Source organism: Blastococcus sp. LR1, assembly GCF_020166105.1.
Taxonomy (GTDB): domain Bacteria; phylum Actinomycetota; class Actinomycetes; order Mycobacteriales; family Geodermatophilaceae; genus Blastococcus.
The window spans coordinates 389,362-403,272 of the sequence record NZ_JAIUJY010000001.1 but is presented as its reverse complement, the minus strand read 5'-3'; the positions used below and the strand labels follow the sequence as shown (position 1 = coordinate 403,272).

General features: G+C 73.9%; 13 protein-coding genes. 9 read left to right on the top strand and 4 right to left on the bottom strand.

From position 1 onward, the window contains the following. Positions 1-89 precede the first annotated feature (89 nt). Positions 90-518 (top strand): ChaB family protein, encoded by a 429-nt coding sequence (locus LBW97_RS01920; RefSeq protein WP_224497719.1) that lies wholly within the window; start codon positions 90-92, stop codon positions 516-518. Positions 519-539: 21 nt separating this feature from the next. On the opposite strand, the gene LBW97_RS01915 is transcribed toward LBW97_RS01920, so the two are convergent. Next, positions 540-1,835: a M24 family metallopeptidase gene (locus tag LBW97_RS01915; protein WP_224497718.1), complete on the bottom strand. Its 1,296-nt coding sequence runs from the start codon at positions 1,833-1,835 to the stop codon at positions 540-542. Between the two features lie 75 nt (positions 1,836-1,910). Then, positions 1,911-3,035 carry a diguanylate cyclase gene (locus LBW97_RS01910; RefSeq protein ID WP_224497717.1) on the bottom strand — a complete coding sequence of 375 codons (1,125 nt, stop codon included), beginning with the start codon at positions 3,033-3,035 and terminating at the stop codon, positions 1,911-1,913. A 120-nt stretch (positions 3,036-3,155) separates the two neighbouring features. Between LBW97_RS01910 and LBW97_RS01905 the strand changes: the two genes are divergently transcribed. From LBW97_RS01905 to LBW97_RS01895, 3 genes are all read left to right on the top strand, one after another. Continuing rightward, positions 3,156-3,338 (top strand): hypothetical protein, encoded by a 183-nt coding sequence (locus LBW97_RS01905; RefSeq protein ID WP_224497716.1) that lies wholly within the window; start codon positions 3,156-3,158, stop codon positions 3,336-3,338. A gap of 73 nt (positions 3,339-3,411) precedes the next feature. Beyond that, positions 3,412-4,107, top strand: a complete 696-nt coding sequence (gene npdG / locus LBW97_RS01900) for an NADPH-dependent F420 reductase (RefSeq protein ID WP_224497715.1) — start codon at positions 3,412-3,414, stop codon at positions 4,105-4,107. Positions 4,108-4,156: 49 nt separating this feature from the next. Then, positions 4,157-4,855 (top strand): helical backbone metal receptor, encoded by a 699-nt coding sequence (locus tag LBW97_RS01895; protein WP_224497714.1) that lies wholly within the window; start codon positions 4,157-4,159, stop codon positions 4,853-4,855. 74 nt (positions 4,856-4,929) lie between these two features. On the opposite strand, the gene panB is transcribed toward LBW97_RS01895, so the two are convergent. After that, the gene (gene panB / locus LBW97_RS01890) at positions 4,930-5,760 is read right to left on the bottom strand and encodes a 3-methyl-2-oxobutanoate hydroxymethyltransferase (protein WP_224497713.1); all 831 of its coding nucleotides are present in this window, start codon (positions 5,758-5,760) and stop codon (positions 4,930-4,932) included. Continuing rightward, positions 5,757-7,592 carry an NAD+ synthase gene (locus LBW97_RS01885; RefSeq protein WP_224497712.1) on the bottom strand — a complete coding sequence of 612 codons (1,836 nt, stop codon included), beginning with the start codon at positions 7,590-7,592 and terminating at the stop codon, positions 5,757-5,759. Before LBW97_RS01885 ends, panB begins: the two co-directional genes overlap by 4 nt. Positions 7,593-7,706: 114 nt before the next feature. On the opposite strand from LBW97_RS01885, the gene LBW97_RS01880 reads away from it, so the two are divergent. The 5 genes from LBW97_RS01880 (at position 7,707) to LBW97_RS01860 (ending at position 13,900) form a co-directional block, all read left to right on the top strand. Further along, positions 7,707-8,111, top strand: a complete 405-nt coding sequence (locus tag LBW97_RS01880) for a DUF4345 family protein (RefSeq protein WP_224497711.1) — start codon at positions 7,707-7,709, stop codon at positions 8,109-8,111. 110 nt (positions 8,112-8,221) lie between these two features. Beyond that, the gene (locus LBW97_RS01875; protein WP_224497710.1) at positions 8,222-9,562 is read left to right on the top strand and encodes a glutamine synthetase family protein; all 1,341 of its coding nucleotides are present in this window, start codon (positions 8,222-8,224) and stop codon (positions 9,560-9,562) included. Between the two features lie 116 nt (positions 9,563-9,678). Then, positions 9,679-10,416, top strand: a complete 738-nt coding sequence (locus LBW97_RS01870; protein ID WP_224497709.1) for a type 1 glutamine amidotransferase — start codon at positions 9,679-9,681, stop codon at positions 10,414-10,416. Beyond that, on the top strand, positions 10,413-13,529 hold the full coding sequence (locus tag LBW97_RS01865) for a bifunctional [glutamine synthetase] adenylyltransferase/[glutamine synthetase]-adenylyl-L-tyrosine phosphorylase (protein WP_224497708.1): 3,117 nt from the start codon (positions 10,413-10,415) through the stop codon (positions 13,527-13,529). Before LBW97_RS01870 ends, LBW97_RS01865 begins: the two co-directional genes overlap by 4 nt. A 41-nt stretch (positions 13,530-13,570) precedes the next feature. After that, a complete protein-coding gene (locus tag LBW97_RS01860; protein ID WP_224497707.1) occupies positions 13,571-13,900 on the top strand; it encodes a CDGSH iron-sulfur domain-containing protein in 330 nt (109 codons plus the stop codon). Positions 13,901-13,911 lie beyond the last annotated feature (11 nt).

Below are 13,911 nucleotides of genomic sequence, written 5' to 3'. Positions count from 1 at the left end.
ACCTATCGGTCGGACGGGTGACGGGCCCGCACGATGTGATCATCCGCGCCGCGCTGGGTAGCACCGTCCTCGACTGAAGGGAGACGGCGATGCCGAAGACCACGAAGAAGGGCGACGCGAAGCAGTCGGAGCTGCCCAGCACGCTGCGCCGGTCGGAGAAGAAGGCCCAGCGCACGTTCACCAAGGCCTACGACTCAGCGGTCGACGAGTACGACGACGAGGAGCGCGCCAACCGGACCGCCTGGGCCGCGGTCAAGCACTCCTTCGAGAAGGTGGGCGACCACTGGGAGAAGAAGGAGGGCGGCAAGAAGGGGCCCTCCGACGAGCAGGCCAAGGGCGGTCGCGGCACCGGCAGGCAGACCATGGGCGGCGTGGACGCCAACGCCACCAAGGACCACCTGTTGAAGCTGGCCAAGAAGCTCGACGTCTCGGGCCGGTCGACGATGAAGAAGAAGGAACTCGTCGAGGCCATCAAGAAGGCCAGCGACAAGAAGACCGCTGCCGCGCGGAAGAAGTAGCCGCGACCGGGGACGGCGACCTCAGCCGATGAGGACGAACTCCGTCTGGCGGCCGGAGAGGAACTCCACGCCGTTCCCGGTCAGCGCGATGCCCTCCTCCAGCCCGAGCCGCACGCACTGACCGCCCCACTCGGGCACCGGTCGGCGCACGGCCAGTTCCAGGGCGTAGACGGTGTCGGGGTGCACCGGGTAGTCACCGGCGCCGGGCACGTGGGACTGCTCGTCCCACTGCCCGATGGCCGGCCCGGCGCCATGCCCGTGATACCCGACGGGGTGGGAGTAGACGTCGCCGTCGATGCCCTCGGCGGCCGCTGCCGCGCGGGCCGCCGCCAGCACCTCGTTGCCGGTGCGGCCAGGCACCAGCGCCTCGACGGTCAGGTCCTGCAGCCGGTTCGCGGCGCGCATGGCGTTCCGCAGCCCCTCGGGTGCCGCCGTCTCCCCAGGGCGCAGCACGTAAGCGTTGCGCTGGTTGTCGGTGCGCAGGCCCAAGGAGCTGAGCCCCACGTCGCAGTGCAGCAGGTCGCCCGGCTCGACGACGGCGTCGAGGGGGACCGCCGGCAGCAGGGCGCCCTGTGCGCCGGCCAGCGGCACCCCTGGCCGCTGCAGCAGCACCGACGGCTGGAACCACGGCTCCACGCCGAGGTCGTGCAGTCGCTGGCGGATCCACCAGGCGACGTCGAGCGCCGTCGTCTCGCCGACCGTGACCACGGCGGGGGAGAAGGCCTCGTCGACGACGTCGTGCACCAGCCCGTTGAGCGCGTGCAGGACCGCGATCTCCTCCGGCAGCCGGGTCTCCAGCCAGCCGACGACGAGCCGTTCGGCCGGCACCACCCGGTCCGCCCAGGGTCCCAGCGCCTCGGTGAGCAGCCGGTGCTCGGTGTGCGAGAGCCCGTCGGCCTGGGCGAAGCGCTCGGAGACGTCGATGCCGATGCGCCGGGGATCGGCCTGCTCCACGAACCGGCGCACCTCGGCCCACTGGGCGTCCGGGTCGCCGGCGCTGCCCGGCGTCCAGGCGGGGAGGAACTGGCCCACCGGGTAGCGCGAGACCGCCGCGGCGGTGACGCCGTCGTCGCTGCGGTGCAGGACGAGGATCGTCCGCCGGCGTGCCGACAGCCAGGTCGCCGGGAGCAGCGTGGACAGCACCGGGTCCTCGTTGCACTCGCGGCCGACCACGATCCACAGGTCGATCTCCGCGCGGTCCATCAGGCCGGGCAGCACGTCCAGCAGTCGCTGCGTGAGCCACTGGTCGCGCACGGCTGCCTGCTCGCGGAGCGGCAGGGGCACCGTTCGCAGCGGGTCCGGCGGGACGAGCGACATGACTCAAGAAAAACAGAGAACCGGCGAGTCCACCGGTCGAGAGCGCCGATCCGGTCCCCCGACCGGGGAGCCGCGTCAGGCGGAAGTCTCCTCCGTCCGCGGGGCGCGGGTCCGCGGAGTGGCGGCCGTGGCCACCCGGTCGCGGCCGCGGCGCTTGGCCTCGTACATCGCCGCGTCGGCCAGGTCGACCAGGCGCCAGAGCGCCGCGACGGCGTCCTCGCCGTCCTCGGGCCGGGTCACCGCCAGCCCGATGGACGCCGTCACCCCGTGGTCGTCCGCGGTCCGCCCGGCGGCGACGGCCCGACGCAGGCGCTCGGCCAGCTGCCGTGCCTCCGCGGCGTCGGCGACCAGCCCGAGCACGACCAGCTCCTCGCCGCCGGTGCGGGCCAGCACGTCGGCCGGCCGGACGGTGGCCTGCAGGGACCGGGCGACCGAACCGAGGACCTGGTCGCCCGCCGCGTGCCCGAACTGGTCGTTGAGCCGCTTGAAGTGGTCGAGGTCGAGGACCATGGCCGCGACCCGGGTGCCGTCGCGGCGGGCCTGGCGCCAGATCCGCGGCGCCTGCTCCACCAGGTACCGGCGGTTGAACAGCCCCGTCAGGGGGTCCAGCCGGGTGAGCCGCTCGGTGGCCTCCAGCAATCGCTGGACGCGCCAGCGCAGCAGGAAGACGGTCAGCGAGGCGAAGTTCAGGGTGAGGGCGCTGACGACGACCTGCACACCCAGCCCGACGCCGCTGTCGTAGCTCGGCCACAGCGCCCCCAGGCACACCGCGGCGATGACGACCATGTGCACGCACATCTGCCGGAGCTCGAGGAACCAGCCCGCCACCAGTGCGGGGAAGAGCAGCATGAGCGGGGTGGCGTAGGACAACCGGTCCTCGATGCACAGGACGACGACCAGGTAGACGAGGTCGCCCACCAGCACCAGGGCGAACGTGTGCTGCGGGCCGACCCGACCGAGGACGGCGAAGACGACGCCCAGCACCAGCAGGGCGACCATCGTGGCCCCGTACGCCCAGCGGGCGGCGCCCGCGATGAGCACGCCGTCGACGAAGAGGTTGGCCGAGCCCATGAGGCCGCCGACGACCAGCAGCGCGGCCATGGTCCGCGCGGCGAGACGGCCCTCGGGCAGCTCCAGCTGTGCCAGCTCGGTGGGGTCCGCGGCGGCTGGTGCGTCCCGGGGAACGTCCTCGCTGGTCACCGCCGGATGATGTCGCACGATCCGGCTGTGCGGGAGCGTCTTGCGCGCGGGAACCATGCCGGGCGGCGGGGGTCCCCGGGTGGAAGGCTGGGGACGACGACCGACCGAAGGAGGCGCAGCATGGCCGGGGGACCCTGGTACTTCTGCCTGAAGCACCACACCGTGGAACCGCGCGAGGGCTGTGCCGACAAGCACCGCCTCGGGCCGTACGACACCCGCGAGGAGGCCGAGCACTCGCTGCAGGCCATGGCCGAGCGCAACGAGGAGCTCGACGCGGAGGACCGCGCCTGGAAGGGCGACTGACGCTGCGTCGCACGCGGCGGGGCATGATCGGACCGAGGCGTCCGGGTCGTCCGGTGCCGCGGAAGGGGTGGACGTGACGGACGGTCGCGCAGTCGAGGAACTGGTCGTCGGGGTGCTGGGTGGCACCGGGCCGCAGGGGCGCGGGCTCGCCGTACGGCTGGCCGCGCAGGGCCAGCGGGTGCTGCTGGGCTCCCGCGACGCCGAGCGCGCCGGCGAGGTCGCGGCCGAGGTGGCCACGCGTGCCGCCACCGTCGCCGGCGACGTCGAGGTCTCGGTGACCGGCGGGTCGAACGTGGACGTGGCCGGTGCCGCGGACCTGGTCATCGTCGCCGTCCCGTTCGCCGGGCACGCCGCGACGCTCGCCGAGCTGGCCACCCCGCTGGCCGGGAAGATCGTCGTCGACTGCGTCGTCCCCATGGGCTTCGACGAGCTCGGTGCCTTCGTGCTGGACGTCGAGGAGGGCAGCGTCGCGCAGCAGGCCGCGGCGCTGCTGCCCGACTCGCACGTGGTCGGCGCCTTCCACCACCTCTCGGCGAAGCTGCTCGAGGACCTGTCGCAGCCCACCCTCGACGGCGACGTCATGGTCGTCGGTGACGACCGCGCGTCGATGGACGTCGTCCAGGCGCTGGCCGGGCGGCTCCCCGGGATGCGCGGCATCTACGCCGGCCGCCTGCGCAACGCCCGCCAGGTCGAGGCGCTGACGATCAACCTGGTGTCGGTCAACCGGCGCTACAAGGTGCACGCCGGCGTCCGGATCACCGACGTCTAGCCCGGCCGACGACGAGGGCCGGGTCCACGATGGCCCGGCCCCGCGGCGCGTGGTCTCGCTCGTGCCGTCCCTGACCGAGGCGATCGCCGCCACCGATCCGGGCCTGCTCGCCGGGGCCACCGACTGGTGCACCCATCCGGTCGGCCTGGACGTGCCGCGAGTGGGCGGCACCAAGTGGCCCGACGTCGCCCGGGTGCTCGAGCTCGCGCCGGACCTCGTGATCGCCAACGCCGAGGAGAACCGCGAGGAGGACGTCGCCGCGCTGCGGGCCGCGGGCGTCGACGTCTGGGTCACCGCGCCGGCGACGGTGGACCAGGCGCTGGACTCGCTCACCCGCCTGTGCGCCGTGCTCGACCGGCCCGACCCGGCGTGGCTGGTCGAGGCCCGGGAGGTGTGGGCCGACCCGCCCACGGTGCCCGGCGTCGACGCCGTCGTCCCCATCTGGCGCAAGCCGTGGATGGTGCTGGGGCGGGACACCTTCGCCGGTGACCTGCTGGGCCGGCTCGGGGTCCGCAACGTCTTCGCCGGTCACACCGACCGGTACCCGAAGCTGGAGCGCGACCAGCCGGGGGTCGTGCCGGCAGAACTGGTCGTCTTCCCCGACGAGCCCTACGCGTTCACCCCGGACGACGGCCCCGAGGCGTGGCCGCAGGCTCGGCCGGCGTTCGTCAGCGGACGGCACCTCACCTGGTACGGCCCGTCGCTGGTCGAGGCGCCGCGGGTGCTGCTCGAGCAGCTGGCGGACTAGCGATGTGCGGGTCGGGGCGGCTTTCGGGCCCGGCAACCCGCCCCTCGCGCACATCCCTTCCGCCCGGCGGACGATCAGTCGAACGAATGCTCCGGGCCGGGGAAGGTGCTGCCGCGGACGTCGTCGGCGTACTCCTTCGCCGCGCGCAGCATCTCCGCGCGCAGCTCGGCGTACTTCTTCACGAACTTCGGCATCCGGCCGCCGTTGAGCCCGGCCATGTCGGTCCAGACGAGCACCTGGGCGTCGCAGTCGACGCCGGCGCCGATGCCGATCGTCGGGATGGACAGCTCCTTCGTCACCTGACCGGCGATCTCGGCCGGCACCATCTCCAGGACGACGGCGAACGCCCCGGCCTCCTGCACGGCGTGCGCGTCGGCCAGCAGCTGGTCGGCGCCGGCGCCGCGGCCCTGCACGCGGAAGCCGCCGAGGGCGTGCTCGCTCTGGGGCGTGAAGCCGATGTGCGCCATGACCGGGATGCCCGACTCGCTGAGCAGCTTGATCTGCGGGGCGACCCGGGCGCCGCCCTCCAGCTTGACCGCCTGCGCGCCGCCCTCCTTCATCAGCCGGACGGCGTTGTCGAAGGCCTGCTGCGGGCCGGACTCGTAGGAGCCGAACGGCATGTCGGCCACGATCAGCGACCGCTTCGTGGAGCGGGTGACGGCCCTGGTCATGAACAGGATGTCCTCGACGGTGACCGGGACGGTGCTGCTGTGCCCCATGACGACGTTGCCCGCCGAGTCGCCGACGAGCATCACCGGGATGCCGGCCTCCTCGAAGATGGACGCCGCGTAGGTGTCGTAGGCGGTGAGCATCGCCCACTTCTCGCCGCGGGCCTTGGCCTGCTGCAGGTGGTGGATGCGCACCCGCGCGCTGGACGTGCCGCCGTAGAGAACCGACTCGGTCATGCCTGCGCTCCTTCGCGCACCGTCGGGAGGGTCTCCCGCCAGCGGTTGGTGATGGGCAGCCGCCGGTCGCGGCCGAACGCCTTGAGGCTGATCTTGGTGCCTGGGGCCGACTGGCGGCGCTTGAACTCGGCGGCGTCCACCAACCGGAGGACCCGTGCCACCACCTCGGCGTCGTGCCCGCGCTCGAGCAGCTGGGCCATGCCGAGGTCGCGGTCGACGTAGTCGGCGATGACGGCGTCGAGCTCGTCGTAGGACGGCAGCGAGTCGCTGTCCTGCTGACCGGGCGCCAACTCCGCCGACGGCGGCTTCTCGATCGAGTTCACCGGAATCGGCTCGGTCTCCCCGCGATCGCGGGCGTGTGCGTTGCGCCAGCGGGCCAGCTCCCAGACCAGGGTCTTGGGCACGTCCTTGATCGGCGCGAACCCGCCGGCCGCGTCGCCGTAGAGCGTGGAGTAGCCCACGGCGACCTCGCTCTTGTTCGACGTCGCCAGCAGCAGGTGGCCGTGCTGGTTGGACAACCCCATCAGCAGGGTGCCGCGCACCCGGGCCTGCAGATTCTCCGCGGCGACGCCGGAGAGCTCCACGGAGGACTCGTAGGCATCCACCATCGGCGCGATCGGGACGACGGAGTAGTGCATCCCCAGCCGCTTCGCCGAGTCCTCGGCGTCGGCCAGCGAGTGCTCGCTGGACCACTTCGACGGCAGCCCGACTCCGACCACGCGGTCGGCGCCCAGGGCGTCGACGGCGAGCGCGGCGACCAGCGCGGAGTCGATGCCACCGGACATGCCGAGCACCACCGAGGGCATGCCGTTCTTGTCGATGAAGTCCTTGAGGCCCAGTACCAGCGCCCGCCAGACCTCCTCGCAGTCGCTCAGCGGCTCGGCGATCGTCGCCGGGCGGGCCTCGAACGCGGGCACCGCCTCCTCGCTCAGCACGTGCCGGGTGACGGTCATCGGCCCGACCCGGCCCTCGCGGCGCTCCGGCACGGACGAGGGGTCCAGCGCCAGGTCGACGGTGAGCAGGTGCTCGACGAACTGCGGCGCCCGCGCTAGCAGCTCGCCGGTGGGGGAGACCGCCATCGAGTCGCCGTCGAAGACCAGCTCGTCCTGCCCTCCCACCTGGTTGCAGTAGAGGATCGCCGCACGCGCCTCGGCGGCCCGCCGCTGCACCAGCGGCAGCCGGAGGTCGTCCTTGGCCCGCTCGTAGGGCGAGGCGTTGGGGGAGACGACCAGGTCGACCCCGGCCTCACCCGCGACGCCGCACGGACCGCCCTCGACCCAGAGGTCCTCGCAGACGGTCAGCGCGACGTCGACCCCGTGCAGCCGCACGACCGGCAGCTCGGTGCCGGGCACGAAGTAGCGGGCCTCGTCGAAGACGCCGTAGTTCGGCAGGTGGCGCTTGTAGTACCGGACGACGACGTCGCCGCCGTGCAGCAGGGCGGCGGCGTTGCGCGGGGCGCCCCGCCGAGGATTCGCGTCGCTGGGCCGGTCGTCGTCCGTGGGGGTCGCGTCGACCGGGGCGGGGCCGGTGCCCTCGGTGTGTGCCAGGTACCCGACGACGACGGCGAGGTCGCCCAGGCCCTCGGCCGCCAGCCGGGCGCCGAGATCGACGAGCGCCTGCTCGCTGGCGGCGGCGAAGGACTCGCGCAGCACCAGGTCCTCCGGCGGATAGCCGGTCAGCGTCATCTCCGGGAAGACGACGAGGTGCGCACCCGCCTCGGCCGCCTTCGCCGCCCAGCGGACGACGAGCTCGCTGTTGCCCGCGAGATCGCCGACCCGCGTGTCGACCTGGGCCATGGACACCCGCAACTGCACCGGCTGCTGCTCGCTCACGGGCACCAGTCTCGTCTTCCGCCGCAGCGAAGGGCCAGGTGGGGCGTCGGCCGGGTGGTCGTCCTCGTCCGAGGACGGGGTGACAGCGGGGAGCGGCCGTCCTAGCGTGCAGTCATGGGCGATCCCACCGTGATCTCGCGGCTGGTGGCCGGCGGGTACGCGGCGATCGGCGTGGGCGCGGTGCTGCGACCGTCCCTGGTGCCGGCGGTGTTCGGTGGCTCGGCGCGGACTCCGGAGTCCCGTACCGAGGTGCGGGCGGTGTACGCCGGCATTCCGCTGGCCTTCGCCGCGGCGGTGCTGCGCTCGGAGAAGCACGGGGCAGCGGCGCGGGCTGCCGTGCTCCGGACGGTGGGCGACGCCAGCGCGGGGATGGCACTGGCCCGGCTGGCGGGAGTGGCGCTGGAGCGACGGGGCCGGGCGTGGCCGACCGGAGCCTTCCTGGCCCTGGAGGTGGCCTTGGCGGCCGGCTCGTACCGGGCCGGGCGGCGGATCCCGCCCGGGCTGCGGCGCGGCACCTGACGCACGACACGAACCCGGATGGGCCGCACTCTTGCGCCGAGCCACCCCTGAGGAGGCAGGCTTGAGGGGGCGTCACACTCCCGAAACGAGCGGACTGGATCATGGCCGGCATGGACCGACAGCAGGAGTTCGTCCTGCGCACCCTGGAAGAGCGCGACATCCGGTTCGTCCGGCTCTGGTTCACCGACGTCTCCGGCTATCTCAAGGCCGTCGCCGTGGCGCCCGCCGAGATCGAGGCGGCGTTCGCGGAGGGCATCGGCTTCGACGGCTCGGCGATCGAGGGCTTCGCCCGCGTCTACGAGTCGGACATGCTGGCCAAGCCCGACCCGGGCACGTTCCAGGTGATGCCCTCGGCGAAGGGCACCCCGAGCGACACCGCGCGGATGTTCTGCGACATCACGCTGCCCGACGGGTCGCCGTCCTGGGCCGACCCCCGGCACGTGCTGCGCCGGACGCTGTCGAAGGCCGCGGACATGGGGTTCACCTTCTACACGCACCCCGAGGTCGAGTTCTTCCTGCTGAAGGACCTGCCCACCGACGGCACCCCGCCGCAGCCGGCCGACACCGGCGGCTACTTCGACCTCTCCACGCACAACGTGGCGCACGACTTCCGTCGGGAGGCGGTCTTCGCGCTCGAGGCGATGGGCATCTCGGTGGAGTTCAGCCACCACGAGGTCGCGCCCGGCCAGCAGGAGATCGACCTGCGCTACGCCGACGCCCTGTCGATGGCGGACAACATCATGACGCTGCGGCACGTCGTCCGTGAGGTCGCGCTGGCGCAGGGCGTGCACGCCACGTTCATGCCGAAGCCGTTCACCGAGCTGGCCGGCTCGGCGATGCACACCCACCTCTCGCTGTTCGAGGGCGACCGCAACGCCTTCCACGACCCGGCCGACCCGATGCGGCTGTCGACGACCGGCAAGCAGTTCATCGCCGGTCTGCTGACCCATGCCCGCGAGGTCACCGCGATCACCAACCAGACGGTGAACTCCTACCGGCGGCTGCTGGCCGGCACCGAGGCGCCGACGGCGGCGACGTGGGGCCGGGCCAACCGCTCGGCGCTGGTCCGCCTGCCGAGCTACAAGCCGAGCAAGGAGCAGTCGGCCCGGGTCGAGGTCCGCTCGCCTGACTCCGCGTGCAACCCGTACCTGACCTTCGCCGTCCTGCTCGCCGCCGGGCTGCGCGGCATCGAGAAGGGCTACGAGCTCCCACCCGAGGCCGAGGACGACGTCTGGTCGCTCACCGACACCGAGCGCCGCGCGGCCGGGTACGAGGACCTGCCGGTGAGCCTCGGCGAGGCGCTCACCGCCATGCAGGGCAGCGAGCTGGTCGCCGAGACCCTCGGCGAGCACGTGTTCGAGTTCTTCCTCCGCAACAAGTGGGAGGAGTTCAACTCCTACCGGCAGAACGTGACGCCCTTCGAGCTCCAGCGGTACCTGCCCGGCCTCTGACAGGTCGCTCTGGCCACGTTCCTCGCGCTGTGCGGGTCCTGCAGGATCCGCACAGCGCGAACAACGCCCCAGAGCGCGGTCGAGCGGTGCGCGACACGGCCACTAGCCTCGACTCCGTGACCTCCGGCCGCCTGCTCGTCGTCGTCCCGAGCGAGACCGACCCGCCCGCGCGGCTGGGGGAGTGGCTGCGCGCCGCCGGCCTCGAGCTCGACGAGCGGCACCTGGGGCTGGGCGAGCAGCTGCCGGAGACCCTCGAGGGCTTCGACGGCCTGCTCGTGCTCGGTGGCCCCCAGTCCTCGCTGGACGACGAGGCGACCAGCCCCGAGCTCGTCGGCGTCCGCTCCCTGCTGCGGCAGGCGATCGACGCCGACCTGCCCACGCTGGCCATCTGCCTCGGCGCCCAGCTGCTGGCCCAGGTCGGCGGTGGCCGGACGCGCGTGGGCATCGACGGACCCGAGGTCGGGGCGACCCTGGTGGCCAAGCGCGACGTCGCCGACCAGGACCGGGTCTTCGGCCCGCTGCCGCTCTCGCCCGACGTGATCCAGTGGCATCACGACGAGATCTCCGAGCTCCCCACCGGCGCGACGCTGCTGGCGAGCAACCCGCACTACCCGCACCAGGCCTACCGGGTCGGGGCGCACGTCTACGCCCTCCAGTTCCACATCGAGACGACGCCGGAGATGGTGCGCGCCTGGGCCGAGAGCGACCCGGTCGGCGTCGGCGCCAGCCCCCTGGACATCGAGACGCTCTGCGCCCGCGCCACCGCCGCGCACGACGACCTCGCAGAGATCTGGCAGCCCTTCGCCGGCCGCTTCGCCGACCTGGTCCGCACCCGGGCGGGGGCACGGGCGTGACCGCTGCCCTCCCGGAGATCCCGCGCCGCGCGATCGTCCGGCTGGTCCGCTTCGGCTTCGGCGACGGCGAGCGCGCCGCCCGGCTGCTGTCCGATCCGGCGCTCGGCCTGTGGGACCTCGGCCGCAACGAGCCCGCTGACCCCGAGGCCGGGCCGGTGGTGGCCGCCCTCGCCCGCGCCGGTGACCCCGACCTCGCCGTCCGCTCGCTGCACCGGCTGATCGAGGCGCTCGACGAGGAGGACCCCGACGGTTCCGCCGCCGCCGCGCTGCTCGCCCGGCTCCGCGGGCCCGGTCACCTGCGCGCCCGCCTGGTCTCCGTCCTCGGGGCCAGTTCCGGGCTGGCCGACCACCTGGCGGCGCACCCGCTGGACTGGCACGTGCTCGACGACGACCGGCACGGGCCGTCGCGCCCGACGCCGAACGCGCTGGAGCGGCAGATGCTCACCGCGGTCGGCGCGGATCCCGACGACCCGCCGTGGGGCGTCCGGCTCGGGAAGGCGGCGCCCGACGCGAAGCCCGAGCGGGTGGCGGCGCTCCGGCTGGCCTACCGGCGCGCGGTGCTCTCCCTGACCGGGCGCGACCTCGGCGACGGCGTCCCGGCGGAGGACGTCGCCGTCGAGCTCGCCGACATCGCCGCTGCCGTGCTGACCGCCGGCCTGGCCATCGCGGTCGCCGAGCAGTCGGCCGACGCCGCCGCGTGCCGGCTCAGCGTCATCGCCCTGGGCAAGTGCGGTGGCCGCGAGCTGAACTACGTCAGCGACGTCGACGTCGTCTTCGTCGCCGAGGGCGTGGACCCGGCGGACCCCGAGGGCGCCGCCCTGTCGAGCGCCACCCGGGTCGCCGCGGCGCTCATGCGGATCTGCCACGAGGCCGCGTGGGAGGTCGACGCCGCGCTGCGACCCGAGGGCAAGGCGGGCGCCCTGGTCCGCACCGTCGCCGGGTACGCCGCCTACTACGCCCAGTGGGCGGAGACCTGGGAGTTCCAGGCGCTGCTGAAGATGCGCCCGGTCGCCGGTGACCCGGACCTCGGGCGGGCCTACGTCGACGCCCTCTGGCCGCTGGTGTGGAAGGCCGGGGACCGCCCCGGATTCGTCGGCCAGGTGCAGGCCATGCGCCGCCGGGTCGAGGCCAACATCCCGCCGGCGCAGGCCGAGCGGGAGCTCAAGCTCGGCCGCGGCGGCCTGCGGGACATCGAGTTCGCCGTCCAGCTGCTGCAGATGGTGCACGGGCGGGCCGACGAGCGGCTCCGTGTCGGCGGGACCGTGCCGGCTCTCCTGGCCCTCTCCGCCGGGGGGTACGTCGGTCGTGACGACGCCGCCACCCTGATCGCCTCCTACCGGTTCCTGCGCACGGTGGAGCACCGGCTGCAGCTGCTCCGCCTGCGCCGCACGCACCTGCTGCCCACCGACGAGCAGCAGCTGCGCTGGCTGGCGCGGTCGCTCGGCTACAAGCCCGACCACCGGGGCGACGCCGTCGACGTGCTGCGGGCCGAGCTGGCGCTGCACACCCGCGAGGTCCGGCGGCTGCACGAGAAGCTCTTCTACCGTCCGCTGCTCTCGGCGGTCGCCCGCGTGCCGGGGGAGCACCTCCAGCTGGGCTCCAAGGCGGCCGGGGACTGGCTGCGGGCCCTCGGATTCGCCGATGCCGAGGGCGCGCTGCGCCACCTCGCGGCGCTCACCGGCGGCGTCTCCCGGTCGGCGTCGATGCAGAAGTACCTGCTGCCGGTCCTGCTGCAGACCTTCGCCTCCTGCCCGAATCCCGACGCCGGGCTGCTGGCCTACCGGCAGGTGAGCGAGGCGCTGGGCGGCAACCAGTGGTACCTGCGGCTGCTGCGCGACGAGGGGCAGGTCGTCGAGCGGCTGGCCCAGCTGCTGGGCTCCAGCCAGTACATCGCCGCCCTGCTCACCCGCACACCCGAGGCGCTGCGCCTGCTGGCCGACGACGCCGAGCTCGAGCCGCGCGGCGCCGAGACGCTGGCCAACGCATGGCGCCAGGCAGCGCGGCGGGCACCCGGCCCGCAGGCCGGGATCCGCGTGGTCCGGGGCCTGCGGCGCCAGGAACTGCTGCGCGTCGCGGCAGCCGACCTGCTCGGCCGGCTCGACGTGCACCGGGTCGGCCGGGCGCTGACCGACGTCGCCGTCGCCACCCTGCGCGCCGGACTGGACGTCGCGCAGCGGGCGCACGCCGCCGAGGCGGGCATCCCGGTCGAGGAGCTGCCGATGGACCTCGCGGTCATCGGAATGGGCCGGCTCGGCGGCGGTGAGCTGGGCTTCGGTTCCGACGCCGACGTGCTGTTCGTGCACCGCCCCCGCGCGGGCGCCGACGAGACGAAGGCCGCCGCTGCGGCCAACGCCGTCGCGCACACGATGCGCCGGCTGCTGAGCGAGCCGGCGCCCGACCCGGCGTTCGAGGTGGACGCCGACCTGCGGCCGGAGGGCCGGCAGGGCGCGCTGGTGCGCAGCCTCTCGGCGTTCCGCGAGTACTACGAGCGCTGGGTCTCGGTCTGGGAGGTGCAGGCGCTGGTCCGTGCTGTGCCGGTGGCCGGGGACGAGGAGCTCGGTGCGGAGTTCATGGCGCTGGTCGACCCGATCCGTTACCCGGACGAAGGGCTCACCGCCGACCAGGTGGCCGAGATCCGCCGGATCAAGGCCCGGGTCGAGCGGGAGCGGCTGCCCCGGGGGGCCGACCCGGCCACGCACACCAAGCTGGGACGCGGCGGCCTGGCCGACGTCGAGTGGACGGTCCAGCTGCTGCAGCTCGAGCACGCGGCCCACGACGAGGGACTGCGGCAGGCGTCCACCGGAGGGGCGCTCGACGCCCTGGTGACCGGCGGACACCTCGACCAGGAGCAGGCGACCGCCCTCCGCGAGGCCTGGGAGCTGGCGACCCGCGCCCGCAACGCGATCTTCCTGGTGCGCGGCCGGCCCAGCGACCAGCTCCCGCGCCCGGGCCTGGAGCTCGCCGGCGTCGCCCGGGCCTGCGGCTACGGCCCGGACCAGGATCCCGGCCAGTTCGTCGACGACTACCGGCGCACCACGCGGCACGCGCGGGCGGTCGTCGAGGAGGTCTTCTACGGAACCCCCGCGGCCGGCGGAAGCGGGCCGAACGGGTGACCGGGCGTGTGGAGGCGGAGGACCCCGGGCAGGGGGATCCGGTGACAGCACAGCCCGCCGAGAAGATGCCTGCCGAGGAGATGCCCGCCGAGCCGCGTCGGTACGACGAGGACCTCCCCGTCGCGGAGCGGGGGAGCGGCACGACGATCACGCCCTACCGGGACGGCCCGCTGATCGTCCGCGGGGACTTCCGGCTGGTCGACCAGGACGGCGCCGAGATCGACCCGGGCCGGGAGACGATCGCGCTGTGCCGGTGCGGGAAGTCCGGCATCAAGCCGTTCTGCGACGGCTCGCACAAGCGGTCGGGGTTCTCGGCGCCGAGTGCGCCGAGCCGGCCGCGGCCCGCCGCGCAGCTCCGCCAGGACGGCTGAGCGCGCAGCGG